General features: G+C 35.7%; 26 protein-coding genes. 9 read left to right on the forward strand and 17 right to left on the reverse strand.

The window, feature by feature from the left end:
* Positions 1-5 precede the first annotated feature (5 nt).
* The 10 genes from AC5P2S_RS11285 to AC5P2S_RS11330 all read right to left on the reverse strand — a co-directional run bounded on the left by AC5P2S_RS11285 (position 6) and on the right by AC5P2S_RS11330 (position 8989).
* Entirely contained in the window at positions 6-860 is an 855-nt protein-coding gene (locus AC5P2S_RS11285) for a VOC family protein (RefSeq protein WP_494554904.1), read from the reverse strand.
* A 25-nt stretch (positions 861-885) separates the two neighbouring features.
* Positions 886-1305 carry an SRPBCC family protein gene (locus AC5P2S_RS11290; protein ID WP_494554905.1) on the reverse strand — a complete coding sequence of 140 codons (420 nt, stop codon included), beginning with the start codon at positions 1303-1305 and terminating at the stop codon, positions 886-888.
* A gap of 113 nt (positions 1306-1418) precedes the next feature.
* Complete coding sequence (locus AC5P2S_RS11295) at positions 1419-2186, reverse strand: DUF3108 domain-containing protein (protein WP_494554906.1); 768 nt, start codon at positions 2184-2186, stop codon at positions 1419-1421.
* 99 nt (positions 2187-2285) lie between these two features.
* The gene (locus AC5P2S_RS11300; RefSeq protein ID WP_283417922.1) at positions 2286-3554 is read right to left on the reverse strand and encodes a glucose-1-phosphate adenylyltransferase; all 1269 of its coding nucleotides are present in this window, start codon (positions 3552-3554) and stop codon (positions 2286-2288) included.
* A 106-nt stretch (positions 3555-3660) separates the two neighbouring features.
* The gene (locus AC5P2S_RS11305) at positions 3661-5067 is read right to left on the reverse strand and encodes a glycogen synthase (RefSeq protein WP_283417921.1); all 1407 of its coding nucleotides are present in this window, start codon (positions 5065-5067) and stop codon (positions 3661-3663) included.
* 16 nt (positions 5068-5083) lie between these two features.
* Positions 5084-7030 carry a 1,4-alpha-glucan branching protein GlgB gene (glgB, locus tag AC5P2S_RS11310; protein ID WP_494554907.1) on the reverse strand — a complete coding sequence of 649 codons (1947 nt, stop codon included), beginning with the start codon at positions 7028-7030 and terminating at the stop codon, positions 5084-5086.
* Between the two features lie 218 nt (positions 7031-7248).
* Entirely contained in the window at positions 7249-7620 is a 372-nt protein-coding gene (locus tag AC5P2S_RS11315) for a hypothetical protein (protein ID WP_494554908.1), read from the reverse strand.
* Entirely contained in the window at positions 7566-7865 is a 300-nt protein-coding gene (locus tag AC5P2S_RS11320; protein WP_494554909.1) for a hypothetical protein, read from the reverse strand. The genes AC5P2S_RS11315 and AC5P2S_RS11320 overlap by 55 nt, the downstream gene beginning before the upstream one ends.
* A 288-nt stretch (positions 7866-8153) precedes the next feature.
* A complete protein-coding gene (locus AC5P2S_RS11325) occupies positions 8154-8651 on the reverse strand; it encodes a tyrosine-type recombinase/integrase (RefSeq protein ID WP_494557026.1) in 498 nt (165 codons plus the stop codon).
* Positions 8627-8989: a phage integrase N-terminal SAM-like domain-containing protein gene (locus AC5P2S_RS11330; protein WP_494554910.1), complete on the reverse strand. Its 363-nt coding sequence runs from the start codon at positions 8987-8989 to the stop codon at positions 8627-8629. The genes AC5P2S_RS11325 and AC5P2S_RS11330 overlap by 25 nt, the downstream gene beginning before the upstream one ends.
* 249 nt (positions 8990-9238) lie before the next feature.
* On the opposite strand from AC5P2S_RS11330, the gene AC5P2S_RS11335 reads away from it, so the two are divergent.
* The 6 genes from AC5P2S_RS11335 to AC5P2S_RS11360 all read left to right on the forward strand — a co-directional run bounded on the left by AC5P2S_RS11335 (position 9239) and on the right by AC5P2S_RS11360 (position 14933).
* Positions 9239-9709, forward strand: coding sequence for a hypothetical protein (locus tag AC5P2S_RS11335; RefSeq protein ID WP_494554911.1), 471 nt, complete (start codon positions 9239-9241; stop codon positions 9707-9709).
* Positions 9706-10200 (forward strand): hypothetical protein, encoded by a 495-nt coding sequence (locus AC5P2S_RS11340; RefSeq protein WP_494554912.1) that lies wholly within the window; start codon positions 9706-9708, stop codon positions 10198-10200. Before AC5P2S_RS11335 ends, AC5P2S_RS11340 begins: the two co-directional genes overlap by 4 nt.
* A 267-nt stretch (positions 10201-10467) precedes the next feature.
* Positions 10468-10797 (forward strand): hypothetical protein, encoded by a 330-nt coding sequence (locus AC5P2S_RS11345; protein WP_494554913.1) that lies wholly within the window; start codon positions 10468-10470, stop codon positions 10795-10797.
* A gap of 306 nt (positions 10798-11103) precedes the next feature.
* Positions 11104-12834, forward strand: coding sequence for an amidohydrolase (locus AC5P2S_RS11350; RefSeq protein WP_494554914.1), 1731 nt, complete (start codon positions 11104-11106; stop codon positions 12832-12834).
* Positions 12835-13260: 426 nt separating this feature from the next.
* The gene (locus AC5P2S_RS11355; protein WP_494554915.1) at positions 13261-14112 is read left to right on the forward strand and encodes a methylated-DNA--[protein]-cysteine S-methyltransferase; all 852 of its coding nucleotides are present in this window, start codon (positions 13261-13263) and stop codon (positions 14110-14112) included.
* Positions 14113-14180: 68 nt separating this feature from the next.
* Positions 14181-14933, forward strand: a complete 753-nt coding sequence (locus AC5P2S_RS11360; protein WP_494554916.1) for an SDR family oxidoreductase — start codon at positions 14181-14183, stop codon at positions 14931-14933.
* Positions 14934-15086: 153 nt separating this feature from the next.
* Here the strand turns inward: AC5P2S_RS11360 and AC5P2S_RS11365 are convergent, their stop codons facing one another.
* The 5 genes from AC5P2S_RS11365 to AC5P2S_RS11385 form a co-directional block, all read right to left on the reverse strand.
* Positions 15087-16565, reverse strand: coding sequence for a lipopolysaccharide biosynthesis protein (locus AC5P2S_RS11365; RefSeq protein WP_283418099.1), 1479 nt, complete (start codon positions 16563-16565; stop codon positions 15087-15089).
* Between the two features lie 22 nt (positions 16566-16587).
* On the reverse strand, positions 16588-17436 hold the full coding sequence (locus AC5P2S_RS11370) for an FkbM family methyltransferase (protein ID WP_494554917.1): 849 nt from the start codon (positions 17434-17436) through the stop codon (positions 16588-16590).
* A 170-nt stretch (positions 17437-17606) separates the two neighbouring features.
* Positions 17607-18476, reverse strand: coding sequence for a sugar phosphate isomerase/epimerase family protein (locus tag AC5P2S_RS11375; RefSeq protein WP_494554918.1), 870 nt, complete (start codon positions 18474-18476; stop codon positions 17607-17609).
* Positions 18477-18714: 238 nt separating this feature from the next.
* Positions 18715-19494: a hypothetical protein gene (locus AC5P2S_RS11380; protein ID WP_494554919.1), complete on the reverse strand. Its 780-nt coding sequence runs from the start codon at positions 19492-19494 to the stop codon at positions 18715-18717.
* 3 nt (positions 19495-19497) lie between these two features.
* Positions 19498-21216 (reverse strand): hypothetical protein, encoded by a 1719-nt coding sequence (locus tag AC5P2S_RS11385; RefSeq protein WP_494554920.1) that lies wholly within the window; start codon positions 21214-21216, stop codon positions 19498-19500.
* Positions 21217-21424: 208 nt separating this feature from the next.
* Between AC5P2S_RS11385 and AC5P2S_RS11390 the strand changes: the two genes are divergently transcribed.
* Together AC5P2S_RS11390 and AC5P2S_RS11395 are read left to right on the forward strand one after the other, a co-directional pair.
* Positions 21425-22219, forward strand: a complete 795-nt coding sequence (locus tag AC5P2S_RS11390) for a helix-turn-helix transcriptional regulator (protein WP_494554921.1) — start codon at positions 21425-21427, stop codon at positions 22217-22219.
* Between the two features lie 126 nt (positions 22220-22345).
* A complete protein-coding gene (locus AC5P2S_RS11395; protein WP_494554922.1) occupies positions 22346-22879 on the forward strand; it encodes a glutathione peroxidase in 534 nt (177 codons plus the stop codon).
* An 85-nt stretch (positions 22880-22964) separates the two neighbouring features.
* On the opposite strand, the gene gcvT is transcribed toward AC5P2S_RS11395, so the two are convergent.
* Complete coding sequence (gene gcvT, locus AC5P2S_RS11400; RefSeq protein WP_494554923.1) at positions 22965-24044, reverse strand: glycine cleavage system aminomethyltransferase GcvT; 1080 nt, start codon at positions 24042-24044, stop codon at positions 22965-22967.
* Positions 24045-24245: 201 nt separating this feature from the next.
* Between gcvT and AC5P2S_RS11405 the strand changes: the two genes are divergently transcribed.
* Positions 24246-24578 carry a zinc ribbon domain-containing protein YjdM gene (locus AC5P2S_RS11405; RefSeq protein ID WP_283418092.1) on the forward strand — a complete coding sequence of 111 codons (333 nt, stop codon included), beginning with the start codon at positions 24246-24248 and terminating at the stop codon, positions 24576-24578.
* Positions 24579-24785: 207 nt separating this feature from the next.
* On the opposite strand, the gene AC5P2S_RS11410 is transcribed toward AC5P2S_RS11405, so the two are convergent.
* Positions 24786-25718: a sulfate/molybdate ABC transporter ATP-binding protein gene (locus AC5P2S_RS11410; protein WP_494554924.1), complete on the reverse strand. Its 933-nt coding sequence runs from the start codon at positions 25716-25718 to the stop codon at positions 24786-24788.
* Positions 25719-25730: the final 12 nt, after the last annotated feature.

Consider the following 25730-nt stretch of genomic DNA (forward strand, 5'->3'; position numbering starts at 1 on the left):
TTATTTTATGAGTTATAATAAGCGTCCTCTATATCTTTGATGATGATTTTATTCATTTTCATCATAGCTCCAAAAGCTTTCTGAGCTTTCTCTACTTCGTGTGTGTTGGTCAATTCTATTAATCTGTGCGGAACAATTTGCCAGCTGAAGCCATATTTATCTTTTAGCCAGCCACACATACTTTCTTGTCCTTCTTTGGTAAATTCATCCCAATAATAATCCGTTTCATCCTGATCTTTTGTCATTACAGTCATTGATGTTCCTTCTGTAAAATCTGCTTTATGGTCGTGCGAACTGTCCATTGCCATCATCACATAACCATTAATAATAAACTGAGAATGCGCTACATTACCAGCAACATCGCCATGTCCTTCTTCATATTCCATAATACCTTCTATCTCAGAATCCGGGAAAATGGTCGTATAATAATCCAAGGCTTCTTTACATTTTCCGGCATTTTTACCTGTAAACATCATTACAGGAGAAATTTTTTGCTTAGCTTTTTCTGCTGCAAAATATAACTGCCAGGAAATACCATACTGATCCTGCACCCAGGCATATTTTTCACTCCATGGATAGGAATCCAATTCCATCATTACTTTCCCTTTCTCAGCAAGTCTATGATAATAACTTTCTACTTCTTCAGGAGAATCACACATTACCATTAAAGACAATGTAACATTAGGCTTAAACATTGGACCGGCATTAAGGAACATTATTTTCTGCCCTTCGATTTCTATATTGATGACCATTGGTGTATTGACCGTAATCTGGCAATTTCTGAAAACAGAAGTATAAAATTCTGCTGCTTCTGCCCCGTCTTGGTTAAACCAAAAACAAGGAAATATATTGTTGTTCATTGGTAATGATATTAGAAATTAGAGTTTAGTTAGATTTACTTTCTGAGTAGTTTTTAAAGTTATCCAAAATTGCCTGCCAGCCATCTTTTTGGAATTCCAATGGATTTTGATTTTCCGGTTCGAAGTTCTCTGTCACTTTTGTTTTATCATCAGATAATCGTTCAAAAATAACTTCAACTTCCCGGCCATCTTCCATTTGATACTTAATCAGTTCATTTTCCTTAACCTCATTATAAGTCCCGATAAAATCGAAACCGAAACTGCCATCCTTTGCCTGCATTCTGGACTCCAATTTCCCGCCAACTTTCAAATCATTTTTAGCGTAAGGACATTCCCAGCTTTCGTGAGCAAAGTTCCATTTGACGATATGTTCCGGATTATTAAATGCGTCCCAAACCTCATCGATCGGTTTATTGATTTCTGTAATTACTTTTAATTTATTCATTTGAATTTCTTTTAAACCAAAGTTAATTTTATTCTGTTATGCTCAACTTGTCTTAAGACAATATTTAAACTTTAAACAAAAAATCACTCTTAAAAGAGTGATTTTCAATATGATTATTTTGCAAAATTCAATGGATATTTCACATTGCTGTAACTATCAATACTTGCTTTGAGCGAGCCAACTGCGAGTTCGGCTTTTATAAGAACCGGCACTCTGTTCTGGTCATTGGTAACCCACATCGTAACACCTTCTTTCTGTTTAAAAACCCTACCACTGATAACGGAAGGAATAATTTTAAGACAATTGATCTTACCAAATTTTGTTGATAGATTTTCTGTTCCAACCACCTTTAGCTGGAAGGGAAATAATTCGTCATCAATCCAGACATTCATTCTCACAACACTACCCACTTTCAGACTTTCCGAAGGTAAACTTCTTAGATAATAAAAACAAGATAACATATCCTGTACATCATTCGGAACTTTAACGGTTTTCGCCGGCCTGTCTGTATGTTTTTTATCAACTAAAACTAAAGTATTGTTTGCAGGATTAAAGGTACTTTGCAAATGTTGTGTGTAACTGCCTTCAGAAACGTTTCTAACATAAAATAGCGGTTCTTTGTTTTCATTGATGTAACTTTCATACACATCTTCTACTTTGAAAAAAGCCTTTGCAGCACCACTTGTTTTCCCCGTTCCTTTGACATAAAAAGCGGGCTGCCCCTTGTAAGAAGTTCTGGTTGTTGCCAAAGTTGCATTGCCTGCAGTGATAAAACCATAATGGATTCTATAGCTCAAAACTTCACCTGCATTGATATTATCGAACTGGGCAGACGCCGACGTAAAAAATAAAAAACCGATAAGAAAAAATATATTCTTCATTAATTGCTGTATATAGAATTAATCTTAGACAAATTATTTGCCAAATTTAAAAAAATAAAACCCTTCGCTTCCGAAGGGTCTTATTAAATATGTGTTTATTTACATAATATTTGTACCGTCAGGAATGACTGCGTTTTTCTTTACGACCACAATTCCGTCTTTGATAGAGTGCGTGTCGTAATCGCCATCTGGATGATGTTTTCCTCCGATGATTCTCACATTGTTCCCGATATAGCAGTTTTTATCCAAAATGGCTTTGTCGATATAACAGTACTTCCCGATTCCCATACTTGTTTTCCCGCTTTCTTCATTATCCGCAACTTCCTTAGCTGTCTGATAGTAATCGGCTCCCATTACATAAGAATTAACGATCGTTGTTCCCCGGTCAACTCTGGTTCTGTTTCCAATGATGCAATTTTCAATCTTATCTGCTAAAATGATACATCCGTCACCAAAAATAGTTTTGCTGACATAAGAGCCATTAATCTTTGTCGGCGGAAGCATTCTCGCTCTTGTGTAAATTGGATTGGAACTGAATAAATTGAATTGAGGTAAATCCTGTGCCAAGTCAAGATTAGCTTCATAAAATGATTCAATGGTTCCTATATCCGTCCAGTAGCCATCGTATTGATAGCTCAAAACATTCAATGTACCAATGGAAGCAGGAATGAAGTCTTTACCGAAATCATCTCCTTCATAATCTGCAAATAGTTGTCTGAGAACATTTTTCGTGAAAACATAGATCCCCATCGAAGCGAGATATTCCTTTCCTTTTGCTTTGCTTTCATCGCTTGTTTCAGATTTCCAGTCTTTCAAGGCATCCAGACTTGGTTTTTCTGTGAAAGCCGTAATATTCCCTTCCTCATCTGCTTTCATAATTCCGAAGCCTGTAGCATCTTTAGCATTAACAGGAATAGTAGCAATGGTAATGTCACCCCCCTGCTCTTTGTGAAAATTAATCATCTTTTGGAAATCCATCTGATAAAGCTGGTCTCCGGAGAGAATCAAAATATATTCATATTCGTATTTTTCAAGATGTTTCATTGTCTGGCGAACTGCATCCGCCGTTCCTTGGTACCAATTCTCGTTTTCGACATTCTGTTCTGCAGCCAGGATATCCACAAAACCTTTGCTGAAAATGTCAAAGTGATAAGAGTTCTTGATGTGGGAATTCAATGATGCTGAATTAAACTGGGTCAAAACCAAGATCCTGTTAAGACCGGAGTTGAGGCAATTCGAAATCGGAATGTCGACCAAACGGTATTTTCCCGCAATAGGAACCGCCGGCTTGGACCTTGTATAAGTCAATGGAAACAATCTCGTTCCTCTTCCGCCTCCCAAAACTATGGAGATTACGCTTTCTTTCATAGATGTGCTGGTTATATATTATTTTCTGTTATTTATTATAAAGCTAAGAAATCTTCCCAAATATTAAGCCAATGTTAACGAAAATATTTGCTTATTAAATTTTGAATCAATAATTATACATTTCCAAATAGTTCTTAGCCGATTTTTCCCAAGAGAAGTCAAACGACATATTGCTGTAAATCAAACCTTTCATAAGGTCTTTCTGGCTGTAGATATGCAAAGCTCTTTTAATTGCGTGAACGGCATCATCTGCACCAGCAGTGGTAAAGTTAAGTCCACTTCCACCTGTTGAAATATCTTGAACCGTATCCCGTAAGCCTCCCGTATATCTTACAATGGGAACCGTTCCGTATCGCATAGAATACATCTGGTTCAGTCCGCAAGGCTCGACACGGCTTGGCATGAGCAAGAAATCTGCCGAGGCATAAATCTGATGCGACAAATATTCTTTATAGCCTAAATCCAGCGCAAAATTAATATTGAATCTATATTGTAATTCCTTCAATCTGTTTTCAATATGTTGGTTTCCAGAACCGAGCACAATCAGATTCAAAGAACCATTGGTTTCCTGGATGCTTTTCTCAACAATGTCCGGCAAAAGATCAGCCCCTTTTTCTCCGGCAAAACGTCCTATAAATCCGAACAGCGGAAGGTTGGGATTGAGTCCGTATTCTGCACAGATCACTTTTTTATTCTCCCATTTTCCTTCTTCCGAGTAATCTTTATTATAATTAAATTTCAACATATCGTCCGTTTGCGGGTCCCAAACTTCGGTATCAATACCATTGATAATCCCAAAAGCTTTTTGCCGCTCCTGATTCATCAATGGCTCCAATCCCTGAAAACTGTAGAATAATTCTTCCAGATAACCGCCAGAAACCGCATTGAATGCATTGCAGGTCTTGATCATTGTAGCCATTGGATTGATTCTGCCATTCCAATCAAGAAGTCCCCATTTCCAGCCTTCAAAATGTGGAAGAAAACTGGACATCTGCCAATCCATACTTCCCTGATATTCACCGTTATGAATGGTTCCAATGGTTTTCACGCCTTTCAGAAATCCGAATTCATAACAGTATTCTATCATAAAAGGAACCAGCCCGGTATGATAATCATGGCAATGTAAAATATCCGGACGAATCTGCATTGCACTCAGCCAATGCAAAACACCGTGCTGGAATGCGATAAACTGCTCACTCTCATCCCAATAGCCATAAACATTTTCCCTATCCAATAATCCCGGAATCTTAACGAGATACAATTCGAATCCCAAAACGTTGCTTTTCTCTTTATAAACCTGAACCTGATACATATGAAACGACTGATGAATAAAGCCATCGAACACAACTTCAAAGTCGTGGTTGTAGAAAAACGGTTTGTTGTACCAAGGCATCACCACCTTCGCATCCAGACCCATTTTGTTTTGATATTTTGGTAAAGCTCCTACCACATCGGCCAAACCTCCAACTTTTGCGACAGGATAACACTCCATAGAGAGGTGAAATATTTTCATATATATTTCTTAATTTTTATTTTTTATGTTTCAAGAAACCTGCAATATTTGACTTCTTGATTAATTTACTTTGTTTCAAAACCAATCCCGACAAAGGCGGTAATCTAAGAATAATTGAGTTCTTTCTGTTATTCCAGCCCTCATCCAGCCTCTGAGAAATAACAGCTTCTACTCCGCTTCCGCTATATTTCTCATCATCGGAATTCAGAATGATTTTCCAGTCTGTATTTTCATCAATACCTATTCTGTAATCAAAACTTCTTGGTGTAAGATTCAGGACAGTCATCAAAACTTCTTTATCATGTTTGCTTTTTCTAAGGTAAACAAAAATCGAGTTGTCTCGGTCATCACCGTCAATCCATTCATAGCCATACGGCGAGAATTGAAGCTCATATAAAGACGGATGTGTTTTATACAACAGATTCAGATCTTTGACAAAATCCTGAAGGTTTTTGTGAACAGGATATTGAAGCAGATGCCAGTCCAGCGAGCTTTTGAAATTCCATTCCGTGGTCTGGGCAAATTCATCGCCCATAAACAATAATTTCGCTCCCGGATTCGTAAACATATAGACATACATCGCTCGGAGATTGGCAAACTTTTGCCATTCGTCGCCCGGCATTTTGTAGATCAAACTACTTTTTCCATGCACCACCTCATCATGAGACAACGGCATCATGTAATTTTCATTATACATATACGTGCTCGTAAAAGTGATTTTGTTGTGATAATATTTTCTATTGATGGGGTCTTCTTTGAAATAATCTAAAGTATCATGCATCCATCCCATCATCCATTTCATTCCGAAACCGATTCCGTCATCGTGTACAGGTTTGGTTAATTTTGGAAAGTCGGAACTTTCTTCTGCAATCGTCTGAACATCGGGAAATTCTTTGTAAACTGCAACATTAAAATCCTGCAAAAATTGCTTGGCCTCCAAGTTGACATTGCCACCATAGATGTTTGGTTCCCACTCGCCTTCATTTCTGGAATAATCGAGATGAAGCATAGATGTTACAGCGTCCACACGCAAACCATCAGCGTGATAACGATCTAACCAAAATATTGCATTTGAAATCAAAAATGACTTGACTTCAGGTCTTCCGTAATTAAAAATATAGGATTTCCAATCCGGATGAAAACCTTTTCTCGGATCTTCGTGTTCGTATAAAAAAGAGCCGTCAAAACGATGAAGTCCATTAGCATCACCTGGAAAATGGGAAGGCACCCAATCCAGAAAAACACCGATATTATTTTTATGAAGTTCGGAAATCAAGTACATCAATTCCTGCGGGCCACCGAACCGTGAAGTCGCTGCATAGAAACCTGTAATCTGATAACCCCAGCTTGGATCATATGGATATTCCATCACCGGCATAAATTCTACATGTGTAAAATTCATTGCCTTGAGATAAGGAACTAATTTATCGGCAATCTCACCATAGCTCAGGAATCTATCCGGATTTCCAGGATCGCGCATCCAGGAACCGAGATGCATCTCGTAAACAGAAATGGGTGATTCCAGGCTGTTGTATCGCCAGCGTTTTTCCATCCAGTCTTTGTCCTGCCACTCATACCAGGTCGTACAAACTGCAGAACCAGCCTGCAATGCATTTTCAAAACAAAGTCCATACGGGTCGGCTTTTTCCAACAAAATCCCTTCAGTTGTTCTAATTCCGTATTTGTAAACTTCACCAAAATCCAAGTCTGGAATAAAGCCTTCCCAAATACCGGATTGATCCCAGCGGCCTGCCAAATGGTGCGAAAAAGAATTCCAATTGTTGAAATTTCCCATGACTGAAACTTCTGTAGCATTTGGCGCCCAAACAGCAAAATAAACGCCGGAAACGCCATCTACCTCAATCTTGTGTGAGCCGAACTTTTCATAGAGCCTTGTGTGTTTGCCCGAACGGAAAAGGTATATATCGAAATCGGAAAATAATGAATAAGGCTGAACCGACATAAAGATAATTATAAATGATGGATTATAAATTATAAATGATAAATAATGTCTTTGTTATCATTTATAATACCTTTACCAAGATAGAGAAATTAATTGATACAGAAGATATAGAATTTGTTAATAAGTATTAAAGTTTTAACCATCTCTTCCTGGCGCCCCCCCTCCAAAGGAAGAGAATTTTTCAAGCCATTTTCTAAAAGATGAAATTTCTGTTGGTTTTAGTTATTGATGGATTTTGCGAAAAGGTAGATGCCGGCGGTTTTTTCTGTCTTTGAGAGTTGTTTTTTATTAGAGTCAAAGGTGATAACGGCGATTACCAATAACCACTTGGTATCAGCTGGCAGGCTGAAGTGCCATTCCTGCGCTATTAAGATATCTTTTCCTCTGATATTCAAAGATAGTGTGGACAGCAGTTCTGCACTTACAGAGGTCTGATTGAGGTCGGTGCTGATCGCGTGCATATCTATGGCTGCAAGGTTCGTGAAAGCAGGCGGCCTTACCTCTCTTCCCCATGATATAGCAGGAATAGAGACACTTACATTGTTCGCATTGATTTCCAGTTCGGGGAAAAGTTGGTGCAACTCTCCCATTTTTGTTTAGAATTAAATTCAAATCCGATAAGAGCGGTAGACTCCTGAAACCTGGCTATCATTTTCCCAGAACTTCCTTCCTGCTGAATGACCGTCTTCCTAAGCCTAGCCATATGTCTGGCAGCAAAATACTGCTGTGGAACAAACCCAAGGCTGTCCTGAAGAAATAACCTAAACTGTTTTTCCTGTCGGCTGACCCATCCAAAGACGGCGGCAGCATCCTTAGTTTTTTTGGTCTGCTTCACAGTGCCGGGCTTTGCGCGGACATAGCAACGCTCGCCATCGTTGATGAATACTATATTGCCAATGGCATCACTCAGGTTGCCGTTCTTTTTTAACCTTGCCATTATTTTGTGTTTTTAGTAAGAGGTTCGGTCACTGTATATGCAAAATATGTCGTAAAGCCGTTAAAACTGCCTTACAAATCTGATAGTTTATCGGACTCGTATCGGACTTATAACGCTATTGTATCGGATTTACCCCGCATGAATCTTATATGAGTCTTGAGTTGTGGTAGCATAAAGTTTAATCTTTCATAGAAGGTCAAGCGGACTTTTTACCCTTGTCCTGCTTACATCTGTAATATGGGTATAGATTTCTGTGGCCTTGATATTATTGTGCCCCAATAGTTCTTTTATTATCCTGATATCTATTCCGTTTTCCAGAAGATGTGTGGCATAGGAATGGCGGAGTGTATGAACGGATGCCGGCGAAATAACACTGGCTTTTATCAATGCATTTTTCAGAATCTGCTGTACACTGCGTTCGGAATACTTCTCGCCCTCCTGTCCTTCGAATAGATAAGTTTTGGGCTTATAAGTTTTATAGTAAGTCCGGAGAAGTTCCAGCAACAGCGGAGAAAGCATCACTACTCTATCTTTTTTGCCTTTTGCCTGGCGAACGAGAAGCAAGTTCTCACGGGTTTTGATGTCGGCAATTTTAAGTTCCAACACTTCGCTCAATCTCAGCCCGCAAGAATAGATGGTGGTAAGAATAGCTTTATGCTTCAGGTTTTCTGTGGCAGCCAGTATTTTTTTACTTCTTCTTTGGTAAGGAACTTAGGGAGTTTGTTTTCTTTTCTCTTAGGATAGAGATGTTTCAGGTTGATATTGCGCTGGAATATCTCTTTGTAGAATTTGGTAATGGTAGCAATCATTGCTTTTTGATAAGACTGCCCAACATTCTTTTTCTCTACCAACCAAATGATAAAATCTTCCAGTTGTTTCTGGGTAATATCCTCTGTTTTTAGTTTTGAAGAAACTTTGAGAAAATAAGCAAGGTGCGATGCGTATGTTTTGATGCTTCTGTCTGCATATCGCTGCATCCGAAGAATAATGACAAACTGTTTTGTAAGATCTTGATTAATCATCATTATTGCGTTTATCCAAAGGTAAAAAAATTTAATTATATCATTTACAATTATTTATAAAATTTTTCTAATAGGATAAGCGCAACTGGATATATCTCGTATTGACGCAATGCGTATATTTGGGTGTTACCTGCTATTTTAACGACACGACCAATGATACAACCGACTGAAATCCAAATTGACTTTATTAAAGAGATTATTTCCAATGGTCTTAGACAACTTATTGACAATGATAGTGACATCTTCAATATGGACTTAGCAGTTGAAATGGCTCAAGAAATTTCAGAAAACTCTAAAAAATTAAACAGGAAACTTCACGAAACTTGTATTAGCCACAGATTTGCTCATTATATAGAGAATGAACTTAAGGGAACGGACTATGAGAATTATAATGTTGACATTGAATACAACAGGTTTTACGGAAATCTAAAAATACTGAATACAATTGAAGGACAACTTTCTGTCAGACCCGATATAATAATTCATACAAGAGTTGATAACACCGCAGACCCGCAACACTTATTAGTTGTTGAAGCTAAAAAAGAAGCCATTTCAAACCACGACATAAATAAAATAAGAGGTTTCATTTCAGATGATAACTACAATTATGTTTTTGGCTTGACTGTTTCCTACTGTTCTAGCGAAACTCAAATCATAGCAACCCTTTATTATTTCAACGGAACAGAAATAGTAAATGAAAATATTAGCGAAGAAAAATGACAGAATATAATCATCAAGAAGACTGGTTCTACGAGGGACAAGTAAGCAAGAAATTGGTTGCCTATTTCATTAAAAATGGCTACACAATTTTAAAAGACAACTCAGACAAGATTAGTGCAAGAGGCGAAGATATTATTGTAAGTATTCAAGGACAGCAAGAAATAATTGAAGTAAAAGGTTATCCGACAACGGTTCATACGAAAGGCAAAGACAAAGGAAAGCCTAAACCAACAAATCCAAAGCTACAAGCCAAACATTGGTTTTCAGAGGCTTTACTCTCAAGTATTTTCAACTATCAACGTCACAAAACCAATGACAATTTTAAACTTGCATTGGCTTTTCCACTAACTGACAGATACAAAGAACTTATTGGAAAGGTTGAAGATTTTTTCACGGACAATAATCTAAACTTTAAAGTATATTTTGTGGACGACAAAGGGACTGTAACAATTGACAACTTGAACAAAAATGAAAGAAAAAACAGCAGGTAACACGGGTTTTGCGTCAGGTGGGGTGACGTGCAAACTTGGAGCTTTGTCCTACTATTTAAGTTCAGTGCTGGTTGACAGTTTTGTGCTCCGAAACCCGCCCGAACGCAAAGCCCGAAAACGTTAGCAGAAATTGTATGATAGAACCGTTAAAAACTGATGATCCAAAAAAAACAGCTGAAATTTTCGTTATGGAATATAGAAAAAAAGGTTATAATCTTGATTTCTCAATTAACAGCTTAAAGATTGAAATTGATTTAATTCTTGAAAATGAATTCCCAAGAAATAATGACGAAAGAGAAAAGCTTAGAAGCTGAATTAACTGCTTATTTTGAAGAGACGTTATGCAGATTATTTGACGCTGAATGGAAAGGTTCATATTATGGATATAAAAATCAAAATGATGTGAACTTTTATACTTGCAGAATTAAAAAAAATGAGTTTGAGTTTAAGCCAAGTAAATTTTTTGAATATTATTTTTCTAATGATAAAGAAGATACTGGAAGTTTTAATGATTATCTAAATTTTGGCTATTATTATAAAGGAACTGAAAAATATATTACTGACGGAATATTAAAAAACATAAACAACTTCTGCTAGCAGGCGTTTGGCAAGACTGCGAATTTTATAGTAAATTCACGTTTATTTCTTGCAAGAAATTTTATCTTTAACAGAAAATAATCAGTTCTGAACTTCGCAACCTCACCAAGCGCAGGAACGTTGTATGTGATTAAAACAAAAATTATGAAGCGAATAAACATTATAAATTTTATTGAAAAAACGAACAGGAATAAAAGATAAAAACCCACTACACGAAACTATATATGTCATCTCTGGGCTTACAGATTTAGTAGGAACATTAATTTGGGGTTATGTTGATTTATTGTCTTAATAAAAAATTCAGGTATGATAAATAAAAATGTAATATCCTTTTTAGCTGTATTGTTACTATTAGGTTGTGCAAACAGTAGTAAACATAGTCAAAATGAAACTCAAGCCGCAAATTTATATTTCAATGGCAACATTATTACAATGGACACCGAAGAGCCAATGTATGCCGAAGCAATAGTTGAACAAGACGGAAAAATTGCGTTTGTGGGAACATTAAAAAAAGCAGAAAAACAATTTTCTAATTTGAACAAGATCGACTTGAAAGGGAAAACGCTGTTGCCTGGATTTATTGACCCTCACAGTCATTTTGGTATGGTTTCTAATACAATGGGACAGGTGGATTTAAACCCTAAACCAGTAGGTACAGTCGAGAATATTGATGATATTTTAGCCGAACTGAAAAAATATAAAGAAGAAAAAAATATCCCTGACGGAGAATGGATCTTTGGGTGGGGTTATGATGACGGAGAATTAGCAGAAAAACGTCATCCAACTAAAAAGGACATTGACAAAGTATTGCTAAACAATCCAGTTTATTTACAGCACACAAGCGGCCATATGGGTGTTGCAAATTCACTAGCATTAAAAGAATTAAAAGTAAATGCCGAAACGAAAAATCCCGAAGGTGGAAACATACAGCGTTTCCCAAACACACAAGACCCGACTGGATTGGTTCAAGAAACAGCTATGTATCCATTTGTACAGTTAATGTTAGAAAAATCAGCATCCAAGCAAGCAGAATTTTTTGAAACTACACAAGAGTATTATGCTTCAAATGGAATAACTACTGCGCAAGATGGAATGACAGACAGAAATACTATTCACTTTTTTCAATCTCAGGCTGATGCTGGTAGACTAAAGATAGATTTGATTTCTTTGGCTGGTTACTCGGAATTAGAAAGCAATATAAAAGATGCTTCGCTTTCATTTAAGAAGTACAAAAATGGATTTAAAGTACAAGGCACAAAAATAGTAGCTGATGGTTCGCCACAGGGTAAAACAGCTTACTTTACAAAACCATTTTTAACAGAAGTTCCCGGATGTTTTCACGATTGCAGAGGCTTGCCAAGTTTAACTCAAGAAGCTCTCAATAAATTATTTGTAACGGCTTATAAAAACGACAATCAATTGTTTATTCATTGTAATGGAGATGCGACAGTTGATATGATTATTTCAGCTCACGAAAACGCTTGTAAAAAATTAAATCAACCATTGGATAAAGACAGAAGAACGATTATTATTCACGCGCAGTTTGCAAGGCCAGACCAACTTGTTACATTCAAAAAATACAATATGGAACCTTCATTTTTTACAAATCACGCTTATTTTTGGGGAGATGTTCACGTAAGAAATTTAGGTAAAGAAAGAGCATACTTTTTAAGTCCATTGGCAAGTTCAATAAAATTAGGACTCAAACCAACCAACCATTCAGATGCTACTGTTACACCAATCGACCCAATATTTACCATTTGGACAGCGGTAAACAGAGTTTCTCGTTCGGGAGCAACAATTGGAGAAGCCGAAAGAGTTTCGCCATATCAAGCTATCAAGGCGATAACAATTAACGCAGCTTATGAATTTTATGAGGAAAATTTAAAAGGCACATTAACCAAAGGTAAATTAGCAGATTTTGTGATTTTAGACAAAAATCCATTAAATGTAAAACCAATGGAAATTAAGGATATTAAAATATTGGAAACGATAAAAGAAGGTAAATCCATTTTTATCCGTGAAAATGACAATTAAATCGTTAATAAATATTGGAAACTAAGAACACTTAAAGGAAAAGATATTAAAATAGTTAAAATCAAGTTAGTAATGAAAACTTGTCCAGATGTAGATATCAAAGAAAGTGAATTTATGGAGGTTTTTAAATTGACGGACAACTATATGATTAGTGGAGATATTTTAGGAGAAGAGCACCATTAACTGTATTTAAAGCTGTGTACTTATAAAATATAGGCATACAACAACAGTTTGACAAAATGGCGGGTTCAGTGCTAAATTGAATATTTGGTTTTCAAATGAACATTAGTACTAAAAAATCCATGCTTCATACTCTGAGGAAAGTTGAATGAGCTTAAATAATCGTCAAAAGAAAAACAACATTCAGCAAGTTTCGGATTGTTTTACAGCGATATTGTTCTGACATTTGGCAAATAAAAATGAACTATGGACCAACAAAAACAAATCAATTACCAAAGAATTGCTGAAGCAATAGATTATATTAAAACCAATTTCAAAACACAACCAAGTCTGGACGAAGTTGCAGAGCAGGTACATCTAAGCCCGTATCATTTTCAGCGATTGTTTAGCGATTGGGCAGGAACAACACCGAAAAAATTTCTTCAGTACATCAGTATCGAACACGCCAAAAGATTACTGACCGACCAGCAGGCAACGCTTTTTGATGCTGCTTTTGAAACAGGACTTTCCGGTACAGGACGGTTGCATGATTTGTTTATTAACATTGAAGGAATGACACCTGCGGAATACAGAAACGGTGGTAAAAGTCTTTCTATTAATTATAGCTTTGCAGAAAGTCCGTTTGGAAACCTGCTGGTTGCTTCCACGAAAAAAGGTATTTGTTATATGGCTTTTGACGATGGTGAAGCCAATACGCTACATAATTTAAAGCAAAAATTTCCGAACGCTACCCTTCACCAAAAATCAGACCTGATACAGCAAAATGCGTTGTTTATTTTTCAGAATGACTGGAGCAAATTACCCGAAATAAAATTACACTTGAAAGGCACAGATTTTCAGCTAAAGGTTTGGGAAACACTCTTAAAAATCCCAATGGGCAGGCTTTCTTCTTATCATAACATTGCTGAGCAAATAGGCAGTCCAAAGGCTTCCAGGGCCGTTGGTACAGCTATCGGAAGTAATCCTGTTGCATTTCTCATCCCTTGTCACCGAGTTATTCAATCTTCGGGAAAAATTGGTGGATATATGTGGGGCAATACAAGAAAGACCGCTATCATTGGCTGGGAAAGCGCAAAAACAGGTATCTTAGAAATGTAGCAAGTTTCGGGTTTTCTGACATAGCTTACATCACAATCTTTGCAAAAGAAATTAAACAAAAAAAAACAATGCAAAGATTTAAAGACAAATTCGCACTTATAACTGGCGGAACTAACGGAATAGGATTTGCCACAGCCCAGCAATTTATCAAAGAAAATGGAAAAGCCATCATCACAGGACGCAATGCGGACACAGTGAATCAAGCAGTAGAACGATTAGGACAGAATGCCTTCGGAATCGTCTCTAATGCAGGTAATATGACAGATGTTCTCACCTTGCGGAAACAAGTAAAGCAATATACGGAAAACATTGATTTTCTTTTCATCAATGCAGGATACGGAAAATTTGCATCGGTAGCAGATGCTGATGAAGCCCATTTCGATGAGTTATATAACATGTTGGTAAAGGGAACTTTTTTTACCGTTCAACAAATTTTGCCCTTAATGAAAACCGGAAGTGCAATTATCCTAAACACATCTTTTGTTACCGAAGTCGGGATAGCTAATTTTTCCGTGTATTCTTCTGCAAAATCAGCTGTACAATCTTTTATCAAAACGTTCGCAGCTGAGCTTACGGAAAAAGGTATTCGTGTGAACGGCATCAGTCCGGGACATATCAAAACAAACATCTATAATAATACAGGATTGAACACTGATCAAATTAATGGTGCTATACAAAGTATTCTGCCGGCAATACCATTCAAAAGACTGGGTGAGCCTGCCGAAATTGCTAATGCCGTTTTATTTCTTGCCTCTCAAGAAGCTTCATACATTCACGGAACGGAATTAACGGTGGATGCAGGAATTTCTGTGATAAGATGATGTGAATTAGTCAATACTTAATCTGACAGTTATCAATAAATTGAATAACTTTAAATCAGATTAAGTATTATGACAATATATCATCAAAACCAATTCAGACTCAATTGAATTAGCTATTTCATTTAATCAACAAATATTAAAAAGCCGACAACACTAAAATTTAAAAAGACTCCTGATAAAAGTTTTGTTAAGATACTTATCCAGCGGATAGATTTTCAGGAAATGATTACCTATGAAAAGTAATATCAAAACTACTGTCGGTTTATAGAAAAGATTAAGAATATTAAATTTGAAATCCGGCAAAAAAATCGCAACATTAATAGAAATACAACCTAAAATCATGGCATAAATCATCTCAATTCCCAAAGGAAAAACTTTGAATTTGATGTAGTTGAAAACGATTTTGATGATATTGAACAATGATAACGAAATGGCATAAGCAATTGCAATTCCCAAGATTCCCAAATTGGTATGTCTCAAAAAAATCATATTGGTTGTGATTGTCAAAACTGCCAGAATCAGCATGACGACAATATTGAATTTATAGTATCTTGACAGGGAAATAATGTGACCGTTAAAGCCTGTTGCCAAATCAAAAAGCATTGCAAATCCTAGAACCCAAACCACAGGTTCGGAAGAACGCAGGTCTTCTCCATTCTTCATAAAATCTGCCAGATAAGGGAATCCGACAACGATACAGCAAAACAACACCAAGCCAAGAAAAAATAAACTGAGCGAGGTCTTCTTGTGGAATCTATCTAAGTCGTTGTAATTTCCGGAAGCCAGATCTTTATTAATGATGGGTGCAGAAATATTGAATAATCCCATCTGAGGAACCGTAATCAGGGAAATGATGGCGTAGATGTTACTATAGATACCATTCTCGTGGAAATTGATAAACTCACCAATCATCAGGTTATCAATGTTAATAGCAATATAATTTCCGATATTTCCTAAAAACCCGAACAAACTATAAGTGAAAATCTCCCGGTAAAAATTGTCTTTCCTGAAATAATCCAATCCGAAATCCGGTTTGATTTTCTCCAGTCTGTTGGTATAATAGCCATAACCTACAAGCGAAATTACAAACATCAGAAAGAAAAATCCATAAGCCATCTTATCCGCAACGCCCAAAAAGAAAAACAGGCAAAATGCACCAATGTTGGCAATCTTCGGAATAAAATTTTCGAAGATATTCGGGATGACGATTCTTTTATAATTAGTCAAAAACTTATTGAAAACCGAAGATAAAGCCAAAACCAAAACCATTGGCAGAATCAGAAGTTTCATTTCCCACAATTTGGATTTTTGTAATTCCGGGAACAGAAAATTAACCAAAAAATAGCCTCCTGAAAAAATCAAAAAATTGATTACAACAGCCAATAATGACAACGACAACATATTGTGATGCTTACCATCAGCATTGACTCTGCTAAAAAATTTGACGTTGGAAAAACTCAGTCCAAAAACCACAATAGGAACCAAAATCTCGGCCGTCGGCAAGATGTAACGGAGCTTTCCGTAAAACTCCATGTCGTAAGGAAAAATGAAAATAGACGAAAATGTTCCCAACAAAAAGCCGAGATAACCAATTATCGAATATTTTACACCTTGTCTTGCTACGACGCTCATAGTTTCTGTTTAAAGTTCTTTGTCAGGCTAAAGTTCCCGCCTCAGGTAAAAAGATAATATTATTAATGTAATCTTTGTAATTCTTCACGTTATCCGGATTCTGCTGATTCAGTAACTCTTCTGTTAAACTTGTTGGTTTCAAAGTCTTTCTGTCCAGATAATTGACTGAATATCCCCAATCTGCAATCTCGGAAATCAAAGTCCATAGATTTTCATGGTGATGGCGTTGTTCCATCTCGACCATTAGAATTGGCTGGTATTTTTTGATTGTTTTCTTAGCACCTCTCAAAGTCTGCATCTCGTTTCCTTCCACATCGATCTTGATAAAATCGATTCTTTTAAGATTTAATTTGTCTGTCTGAGTATTTTGATGTTGTTCAGTATAAGCTTCATCAAAAACCAATTCATCCAAAGGTTTCACTTCTACTTTCTGAAGAATTGTTTTCTCTTCATTCCTTTCTCTGATAGAAGTTTGCAAGGTTCCTCTGGTATGGATTTTTTCGCCATTAATGACAGGAATTTTGAATTCAGCAATAGTAGAAACATCAGACAAAGCAACAGAAAACAAATTGACTTTTGGAAAAAGTCGTTTCAGTCTTTTGAACAATTGCTGATTAGGTTCAAAAGCAAAAATATTCTCCGGTTTGAGATGGTTTTCTAAGCTGAAAAGATAAGCACCGACATTGGCTCCTACATCTATAAAAACCGAATCAGCCTTCAAAACCTCTTTGATCCAAAGAAACTCCGGCTCCACTTTTCTTTCCAAAAGATTATGAGCAGTCAGACCTTTCAGCTTTTTGAAAAATCTGCTTTTGTAAAAAGACGGCGAAATGTACTGGAGATTCTCAGCCAGCTTGCTGTAAACACTCATCGATTTTTATCATAAATAAAAGAACGGCAAAGAAAAGGCATTTATTTCACAAATCATAAAATTTTGTTAAAATAAATATTCTTTCTGAAAGATCTAACCGCAAAGTTCGCAAGGATTTTCTAAGCAAAATTGAAAACATTTTTAGTTACCCAATGTGCTGTGCTCAGTTATTATTTTGTGAAACAAGAATGCCTATCAATATACTTTTTGCTGATTTCCACACTTTCAAAAATATCTTTATCACTGGAATCCTGTTCCAGAAACCAATATTTGAGACCCGCTATTTCTTTGGCTTCGAAAATTGTTTTAAAGTTAATCGTTCCGTTTCCGACTTCTGTGAAATCTTTGTTTCCTGCTTTCATATCCTTCACGTGCCAAAGCGGAAATCTTTTCGGATATTTTTCGAAATAAGTCAAAGGATTGAATCCAGCTTTTGAAATCCAGTAAAGATCGAGTTCCATGTTTACCAAATCAGAATCCGTATTGTCTAAAATGAAATCATAAACCGTTTTATCATCGAATTTTTCAAATTCGAAATCGTGATTATGATAAGCAAAAGCGATTTCTGCTTCATTCGTTGTTTCGCCTGATTTATTGAGTAACTGCGGAAGTTTTTTATAATATTCTAAAGTTCTTTCTTCCTCAAAAAGATATGAGCAAACCATATATTCTGAACCGATGAAATGCAGATCTTCAACCGATTTTTCCCAATCATTCAGAAGCGTTCCTTTGCTGTTATGAATAACTCCTGTCGTGTGATGAGAACTAATCACTTCCAGGCCTGTGTTTTTCAGAATGGACTGGAATTCCTTTCTTGTTTTCCCAAAAAATTTCCCGTCATAGCCGTAGATTTCGAGCTGCTTAAAACCCAATCCTGCTAACCTTTCCAACGATTTCTCCAAATTCTCTGCAACAGCATCACGAATTGTATAAAGCTGAATGGCTAAAGGTTTTCTGTTATTCATAAGATTTGAAGTTCCGCAAGCATATAAACCCAAAAATCCCAACGAAGATAAGGCAATAAAATCTTTTCTGTTCATTTTTGATTTTTCGATTGTTTAAAGGTATCTATATTTTTTGAATTGCCGCAATAAAAAAACCTGCCGGAAATAGGCAGGCTTTGAGAAAGAAAAAATTAGGAATAGTCATATTTAAATTAATAAAGACTTAGAATATAGAAAAATATGAATAACAATCTCTATTTTGATATTATTTCAGATTTTTAATAATTTTAAGTGCTTTATGATTGTTGGCTTTATTAGAATACTGGAAGCGATCTTATTTTTTACAAGGTGCATCTGCGGGACAATCTTTATGACCGTTTGGCTTACCGTTTCGTTTGAGTTCTTCCGGAGAAAGTTCGCTTTTGTGCTTTGCGCCATATTTTCTTAAAAGTGTATAGTAACCTTTAAGAACTGATTCTGTCGCTGAACCTTTATTGTGGTCCATTTCATCTTTAATATAATCCAGTGGAGTTCTGCCGTCTCCTTGGTCAATTCTATTTAATGGCACTTTCCATTCTCTTACCGCTTTGTCTAAAAAATCTCCGCAAGAACTTGTAACCGCAAATTTCAGAAAATTCCCTTTCGGGACATCAAACGAAAGACTATCGCAATACAATTCATCACCATAACGAACAAAAACATCGTGGATTTTTTTGTTAATTTCTTCTCTTGATTCTTTGGTTGGGTCTGCGCAAACGATGGAATCCATATCCCGTTCAAATTTATAATCGTAATCACTGTTTGGATCTGTATCATCTCTTCGGGATTGAATGGAATCACACAAAACCGAACGTCTTGATAATTTTGGACAATCTTCTATCATTGGCAACCCGTTATTTTTTATAGAATCTGAAGATATTCTCGCATTTTGTTCGTTTGCGATTACGGAATCTTCTACAATTTCATCAGAAACAAAAGCGTTTTCTTCGTTATTCACAAAATAAACTATGTTGTCTTTTGCAGGCGAATAGACCTTTTCGTTTTGTGCGTTCGCTATTATACAACAAGAGAATAATGCGAAAATTTTGAGGTTAGCTTTTATAATGATATTCATTTGTTATCTCAAGTTTTTAATTAATGCTCTTGTATCTTTTGTAAGACTATATGTAATGGATACGAATGCTCCTATCTTGTAATCGCTTCTTATATAAGAAGAAAAGTCTTCTGTATGAGGATTTATAGGGACATCACTATATTCGCTTTTCAGCTTGCCTACATTTTTCACAGAAGGTCCCGCTGTCAAAAATATGCGTTGATTTCTTCCAAAAAGTATTGATGGCCCTATGAAGAAGTTAGTCAGTTGTATCTTTCCGTCATTCACATCTACTCCCATACCTGCACTTCCTCCGAAAGCTATGTAATTTGTTTTTCGGTAACTCATTGTAACCATTCCTACCAAAGATGGAGAAAGCATATTTTTGTAAGTTGTTTGGATTTTATTCTCCTTATTATATTCGTATTCTGGTGCATCCCAATAATATCCGGCGGCCAAACCTAAACTAAAATCTACGCGAGTGCCTCCGTAAACCGTTTGCCGGTAGGTAAACTCTTTGTTTTTGAAAAGCTTGTCGGAAAGTGTTTTATTTCTTTGTTCTATTTTCACTTTGAACTCTACAAGGTCATTCTCCGGTTGTATTGGAGCAGATGTTATCTCATAGTTTTGTTTTTCTTTCAAAACAGAAACCACCCAAACTGCTTGTTTCAAAGCTTCATCCATTTTATAGGTTATCAACCATTGGTTCAGCTGGTCTGCTTTTTGTTTCAGGAACTTCGGGTATGCCTGGAGTTTTTCCGCACCACTAGGCTCTAATACTTCATCAAGATGATTGGTCACTGATAATTTATAATAAGCATTACTGAGTTCCGAAAAACTTTTACGATAATCATCTACTTGCTCTATTCCTTTCAACAAGTCTTCATTTTTTCCTATAATTCCTGATTTTAAAAAACCATCATAATCAAGATTAGGGTCATCTGCAATCGCATTGATATATTTTATAGTTCTCACTAGTTTGAAAGCAAATCTACATTTATCTGAAAAATCACTATATGCTTTTGTAAAATCGTCTAATAGCTGATAATATTCCTGTATTTTGCCTGTGATATCTTTCTGTAAATTCGATATTTTATTCTTTTTGAAGTTAATACTATCCTCCAATCTTGTAACAGAAACATTTTTGCTATTAAGTTGTTCATTCAATGCTACAACAGAATCTTTCGTTTTCAATTCTCTAATTTGATTTTTGATAATCTCTAAATCTTCTTTTTCCTTAACTAACAAATGAGATAGTTTTTCATTCTGTCGCTGTAGTTTTTCTACTTCTTGAAGAGCAACTACTGATTTTATTATTTTGTCCTTTTTTTTATCATCACCTATTGCTTCAGATTTTTCAACCGGTTGGACTTCGTTTATTGTTTTATTGATTTCTGCTTCCTTTTCGGCAGACTTTTCTTCGGCTTTTGCCTTTTCTTTTTTGGCAATAGATTCCAAAAATTCTTTTTCCAAACCAGTTTCTCCTACAATAGAATCTTTTGGAGTCATTGCAATTTTATAAACAAAAGGATTTACGTTTGTTATCTTAAAAACCACAGGTGTATGTACTTTTATCCGTTTCAGATCCTTATCATATTTTCCACTTTTCAAATTATATTCAATAAATTGTGTAGAATGATTGACATAATTTTTATCCGGCTTAGCTGGTATATTTTTTCCGGATTCCTGTCCCAAAGCCATTCCCGCCCAAAGCATATACAGTAATAATAATTTTGTTCTCATAGGTTTTATTTTTAATTAAGTATTTTTCTTTAAAACTTCACCAAAAACAAATTGGATTTCAATCAATTATGCATAACCCTGCAGGAAAAGGAATTTTCATGGCTATTGTTTTAGAACAAATATAAACCCTATATCAAACACAAGTAAATACCTTAAAAAAGGTATTTTTGAATAAGAATATTTATTAATTTTATAAAAAACTAATAATATGAATGAAAATTACCAAATCACTTCCAAAAAGAGGCATCCATTATTGAAAGTTTGGAACGCTTATCCCGATTCTTTGAGTAATACCGCTAAAAGTATTGACTCACCACCACCAATTGAACAAATTATAGGTGAAATGTTTGCTATGGGAGAATTTTATTATTATGCTATCAATATTTCTGACAGCACCATTATAAGTCCTCATATTAACATACTTAAAATTCATGGATTAAATAGATTTCCAAAATATCTTAAAGAAATCATTGATTTAATTCACCCCGATGACCTTGATTTTGTGATGGAAGCAGAGAAAATAACAATAGAAAAAATGCAGGAAATCGGTTGGGAACATCAACAGAATTTAAAATGCAGTTATTGTTTTCGTATGAGAACCCACAAAGGAAATTACGAAATGTTTCATCATCAATCTCTACATATAGCCAAAAGTGAAGACGGAAGATTACTACAGGCCATTAACATCCATACCAATATCCAGCACATCACTCAAACCAATTCTTATATTGTTCTAGTTGTAGGAATTGGGAACCGAAGTGATTTTCATCAAATCCACTATAAAAAACAAGCTGATAAACAACCACCTCAGAACACCCTCACAAAAAGAGAAATAGAAATACTGTCATTACTAGCTTTGGGCAACTCAGCCAAACAAATCTCCAGCATGTTGGACCTTTCTTATCACACAGTGACCACACATCGCAAAAATATTTTTCAGAAAACAGATTGTACAAAAATATCAGAATTGATAAAAAAATCTCTGGAGTGGGGACTTATCTGAGATAATTGATAATTGATAATTGATAATTGATAATTGATAATTGATAATTGATAATTGATAATTGATAATTGATAATTAACCATTAATTCCGAAACTTGTTTTAAATTTGATTTTTAAATTATCTTTATGAAATATTTACTTGTTATTATGCTATCATTATTCGGATTTTCAAAAAATAAGGCTCAGGCAAAATCGATTCACAGCTTCAAAGTGGAAGCACTTGACGGTTCAACTATTGATTTTTCTAAATTCAAAGGCAAAAAAATACTGGTTGTCAACACCGCTTCCGAATGCGGATTCACACCTCAATATGCAGATTTGGAAAAACTTTACGAAGCTTACAAGGACAAATTGGTTGTCGTGGGTTTTCCAGCCAATAATTTTGGCGGACAAGAACCTGGCTCCAATCACGAAATTGCCACTTTCTGCCAGAGAAACTACGGTGTACAATTTCCAATGGCTGCTAAGATCTCTGTGAAAGGCGATGACATTGCGCCGATCTACAAATTCCTGACAGACAAAAAAGAAAATGGCGTGAAAAACACGAAAATTCTTTGGAACTTCACGAAGATTCTTCTAGATGAAAAAGGAAATGTGATTGATAGTTTCGTAAGCACTACCAATCCAATGAGCGAAAGTATTACGAAGTATTTGAAATAGATTTATAATTCTAAATAAATAAAAAAGCGTTCAAATATTGAACGCTTTTTTTTATTATCTATCAGTCTTATATATTTTATCTGATTTAAACAAAAGGCAATTTCACCACTTTCGCAGGAATATCTTTGTTTCTGATTCTGATAAAGATTTCTGAACCTAATTTGAAGTTGGGTTTATCAACATAAGCCAAACCTAACCCAATTCTTTTCATTGGCGACATTGTTCCGGAAGTTACTTTCCCGATGATATCTCCTTCCGCATCAACCACTTCATAATCGTGTCTTGGAATGGCTTTCTCCTGCATTTCGAAACCAACTAATTTTCTGGAAACACCTTCAGCTTTTTGATTTTCCAGGAATGCTTTGTTTACAAAATCTTTATCGAATTTCGTAATCCAGCCCAATCCAGCTTCAAGTGGAGACGTTGTATCATCAATATCATTACCGTAAAGACAGAAACCTTTTTCCAGTCTCAAAGTATCTCTGGAAGCTAATCCGCAAGGAATCATCCCAAATTCTTTTCCTGCTTCTGTCAAAGCATCCCAAAGTTGTTCAGCATTTTCATTCTTGAAGTAGATTTCAAATCCGCCACTTCCCGTGTAACCTGTGTTCGAAATAATCACATCCGAAAAACCAGCCACAGAACCTATTGTGAAATGATAATATGGAATAGATGACAAATCTGTCTCAGTCAATTTCTGAAGAATTTCGGTTGCTTTTGGGCCTTGAATGGCAATCAATGACATCTCATCGGAAGCATTCGTCATTTTGGCCCCGAATTTTTCATTGTATTTGGCAATGTGATTCCAGTCTTTATCAATATTTGATGCATTTACAACCACGAAATATTTTTCATCCTCGATTTTGTAAACAATCAGATCATCCACAATACCACCATTCTCATTCGGAAGACAAGAATACTGCGCCTTTCCGTTTTCCAAAGCATCAACATTGTTGGAGGTTACAAATTGTAACAAATCTTTTGCTGTTGGACCTTCGATAAAAAACTGTCCCATATGCGAGACATCAAAAATCCCCGCTTTTTCGCGGACAGCAAAATGTTCTTCTGTAACTCCTGAATACTGAACAGGCATTTCGAATCCTGCAAAAGGAACGATCTTCGCACCTAGAGAAACGTGTTTATCATACAAAGCGGTTTTTTTCATCTACTACTTATTTATTTTTTAATGGTTAGATGGAACGCAGAAGCGTTTCATTTTTATTTTAACGATTTATTTAGTTGCACACAAATCTAAAAATTAATGATGAATTATAGATGATGAATGACGAATTTTCTTGTCTTATGAATTATCTCATTTCGAAATATCTGTTTTTAATGTTACATTTGCATCTCAAAATTAAAAACTATGAGCGATACAATTCTTTGCCCAAAATGCCAATCCGAATTCACCTATGAACAGGACGGAATGATGGTTTGTTCACAATGTTTCCACGAGTGGGATCCTGCTGAAGTTTCTTCCGAAGGCAAAATATTCGATTCTCTTGGCAAGGAGTTGCAAAACGGAGATTCTGTAATCGTTATCAAAGATCTTCCTGTCAAAGGAGCTCCAAAACCTGTAAAAGCAGGAACAAAAGTTAAAAACATCCGCCTACGTCCGGATTCTGACCATAATATCGACTGCAAAATTGACGGTTTCGGTTCTATGGCTTTGAAGTCCGAGTTTGTGAAAAAGGCATAAAAAAAGGAAAGTTTTGGCAGGGTAAACTTTCAAAGACTCTGATTGTTTCGTGAAAGAAACTAATTTCCAGTCCCTAAGGCAGAAAGAGAATTAACCAAAAAATTCCTTTAAATTTTCGTAAACCAAAGCTAAGAAAATTTTATTTTTCAACCAACTGATAATGTATAAGTTATCCATATTTTATCAACAATATATAAAATGGGATAATTAAAACTTTAAAAATACGTTTCCGGAAAGTACATTTTGAGAATAAACAACAACTGATTTATTATTAATTCTAAGCTTGTTCCGGTAATGAGAACCGGCAAAAAGGCTTTCTAAAACAACAGCTTCTACCCCATTTTCTGCAATTTTTATCTGATGCGGAAAATAATGTTTTTTGGAAAGATTAAGTTCGGATTTTTCTTCCTCTGAAAAAATATTGACCTCGCCTAAAAGCTTTGCAACATAATCATTATAAGGATTTTCATAAGTTTCTTTCGGCGAATCATTTTGAATCAATCGCCCCTGTTGCAAAACCACAATTTTATCTGCCCAAGGCAAGACTTCTTCCAGATTGTGCGTCGAAATCAAAAGACTCATATTATTTTGTCTTACGTAACTAAAAAGTTTATCCCGCAATTCAAATTTTCTGGAAAAATCAAGATTACTAAAAGGTTCATCCAGCAAAAGCATTTTCGGCAAAATCGCTAAAGCTCTGGCAATTGCCACGCGCTGCTGTTGTCCACCACTTAGATTTTTAGGCAAAACCTTCGCATAATCTGTCAATCCGACAACATCCAACAATTTTTCAACTTTTTCCTTTTTTGATTTGAGATTGATATTCGAAATGAATTTCCCAACATTATCGGCAACTGTTGCATAAGGCATCAAATCGTAATTCTGTGCAACAAATTTCATTTGAGATTCACCGGGAACCAGATTTCCTTTTGGTCCCAATAACCTTTGCCCTTCAAAAATAATTTCCCCACTCTGCCAGTCCATTAAACCATAAATCAAACTCAATAAAGTGGATTTTCCACAACCACTTTCACCTGCCAGAGCAATAATATGCCCTTCATCGACATTCAGATTCAGGTTTTGAAAAAGGGGCTGGTTGGTCTGATAATTGAAATAAAGATTTTTGACTTCTAACAACATTTTACGGAAATA

It is taken from the genome of Epilithonimonas sp. 33E, assembly GCF_059372615.1.

What these genes read in the sequence shown, in the direction of transcription:
- AC5P2S_RS11285 (WP_494554904.1), bottom strand. Translation starts at nt 860, where the DNA reads ATGAACAACAATATATTTCCTTGTTTTTGGTTTAACCAAGACGGGGCA.
- AC5P2S_RS11290 (WP_494554905.1), bottom strand. Translation starts at nt 1,305, where the DNA reads ATGAATAAATTAAAAGTAATTACAGAAATCAATAAACCGATCGATGAG.
- AC5P2S_RS11295 (WP_494554906.1), bottom strand. Translation starts at nt 2,186, where the DNA reads ATGAAGAATATATTTTTTCTTATCGGTTTTTTATTTTTTACGTCGGCG.
- AC5P2S_RS11300 (WP_283417922.1), bottom strand. Translation starts at nt 3,554, where the DNA reads ATGAAAGAAAGCGTAATCTCCATAGTTTTGGGAGGCGGAAGAGGAACG.
- AC5P2S_RS11305 (WP_283417921.1), bottom strand. Translation starts at nt 5,067, where the DNA reads ATGAAAATATTTCACCTCTCTATGGAGTGTTATCCTGTCGCAAAAGTT.
- glgB (WP_494554907.1), bottom strand. Translation starts at nt 7,030, where the DNA reads ATGTCGGTTCAGCCTTATTCATTATTTTCCGATTTCGATATATACCTT.
- AC5P2S_RS11315 (WP_494554908.1), bottom strand. Translation starts at nt 7,620, where the DNA reads ATGGGAGAGTTGCACCAACTTTTCCCCGAACTGGAAATCAATGCGAAC.
- AC5P2S_RS11330 (WP_494554910.1), bottom strand. Translation starts at nt 8,989, where the DNA reads ATGATTAATCAAGATCTTACAAAACAGTTTGTCATTATTCTTCGGATG.
- AC5P2S_RS11335 (WP_494554911.1), top strand. Translation starts at nt 9,239, where the DNA reads ATGGACTTAGCAGTTGAAATGGCTCAAGAAATTTCAGAAAACTCTAAA.
- AC5P2S_RS11340 (WP_494554912.1), top strand. Translation starts at nt 9,706, where the DNA reads ATGACAGAATATAATCATCAAGAAGACTGGTTCTACGAGGGACAAGTA.
- AC5P2S_RS11345 (WP_494554913.1), top strand. Translation starts at nt 10,468, where the DNA reads ATGAATTCCCAAGAAATAATGACGAAAGAGAAAAGCTTAGAAGCTGAA.
- AC5P2S_RS11350 (WP_494554914.1), top strand. Translation starts at nt 11,104, where the DNA reads ATGATAAATAAAAATGTAATATCCTTTTTAGCTGTATTGTTACTATTA.
- AC5P2S_RS11355 (WP_494554915.1), top strand. Translation starts at nt 13,261, where the DNA reads ATGGACCAACAAAAACAAATCAATTACCAAAGAATTGCTGAAGCAATA.
- AC5P2S_RS11360 (WP_494554916.1), top strand. Translation starts at nt 14,181, where the DNA reads ATGCAAAGATTTAAAGACAAATTCGCACTTATAACTGGCGGAACTAAC.
- AC5P2S_RS11365 (WP_283418099.1), bottom strand. Translation starts at nt 16,565, where the DNA reads ATGAGCGTCGTAGCAAGACAAGGTGTAAAATATTCGATAATTGGTTAT.
- AC5P2S_RS11370 (WP_494554917.1), bottom strand. Translation starts at nt 17,436, where the DNA reads ATGAGTGTTTACAGCAAGCTGGCTGAGAATCTCCAGTACATTTCGCCG.
- AC5P2S_RS11375 (WP_494554918.1), bottom strand. Translation starts at nt 18,476, where the DNA reads ATGAACAGAAAAGATTTTATTGCCTTATCTTCGTTGGGATTTTTGGGT.
- AC5P2S_RS11380 (WP_494554919.1), bottom strand. Translation starts at nt 19,494, where the DNA reads ATGAATATCATTATAAAAGCTAACCTCAAAATTTTCGCATTATTCTCT.
- AC5P2S_RS11385 (WP_494554920.1), bottom strand. Translation starts at nt 21,216, where the DNA reads ATGAGAACAAAATTATTATTACTGTATATGCTTTGGGCGGGAATGGCT.
- AC5P2S_RS11390 (WP_494554921.1), top strand. Translation starts at nt 21,425, where the DNA reads ATGAATGAAAATTACCAAATCACTTCCAAAAAGAGGCATCCATTATTG.
- AC5P2S_RS11395 (WP_494554922.1), top strand. Translation starts at nt 22,346, where the DNA reads ATGAAATATTTACTTGTTATTATGCTATCATTATTCGGATTTTCAAAA.
- gcvT (WP_494554923.1), bottom strand. Translation starts at nt 24,044, where the DNA reads ATGAAAAAAACCGCTTTGTATGATAAACACGTTTCTCTAGGTGCGAAG.
- AC5P2S_RS11405 (WP_283418092.1), top strand. Translation starts at nt 24,246, where the DNA reads ATGAGCGATACAATTCTTTGCCCAAAATGCCAATCCGAATTCACCTAT.
- AC5P2S_RS11410 (WP_494554924.1), bottom strand. Translation starts at nt 25,718, where the DNA reads ATGTTGTTAGAAGTCAAAAATCTTTATTTCAATTATCAGACCAACCAG.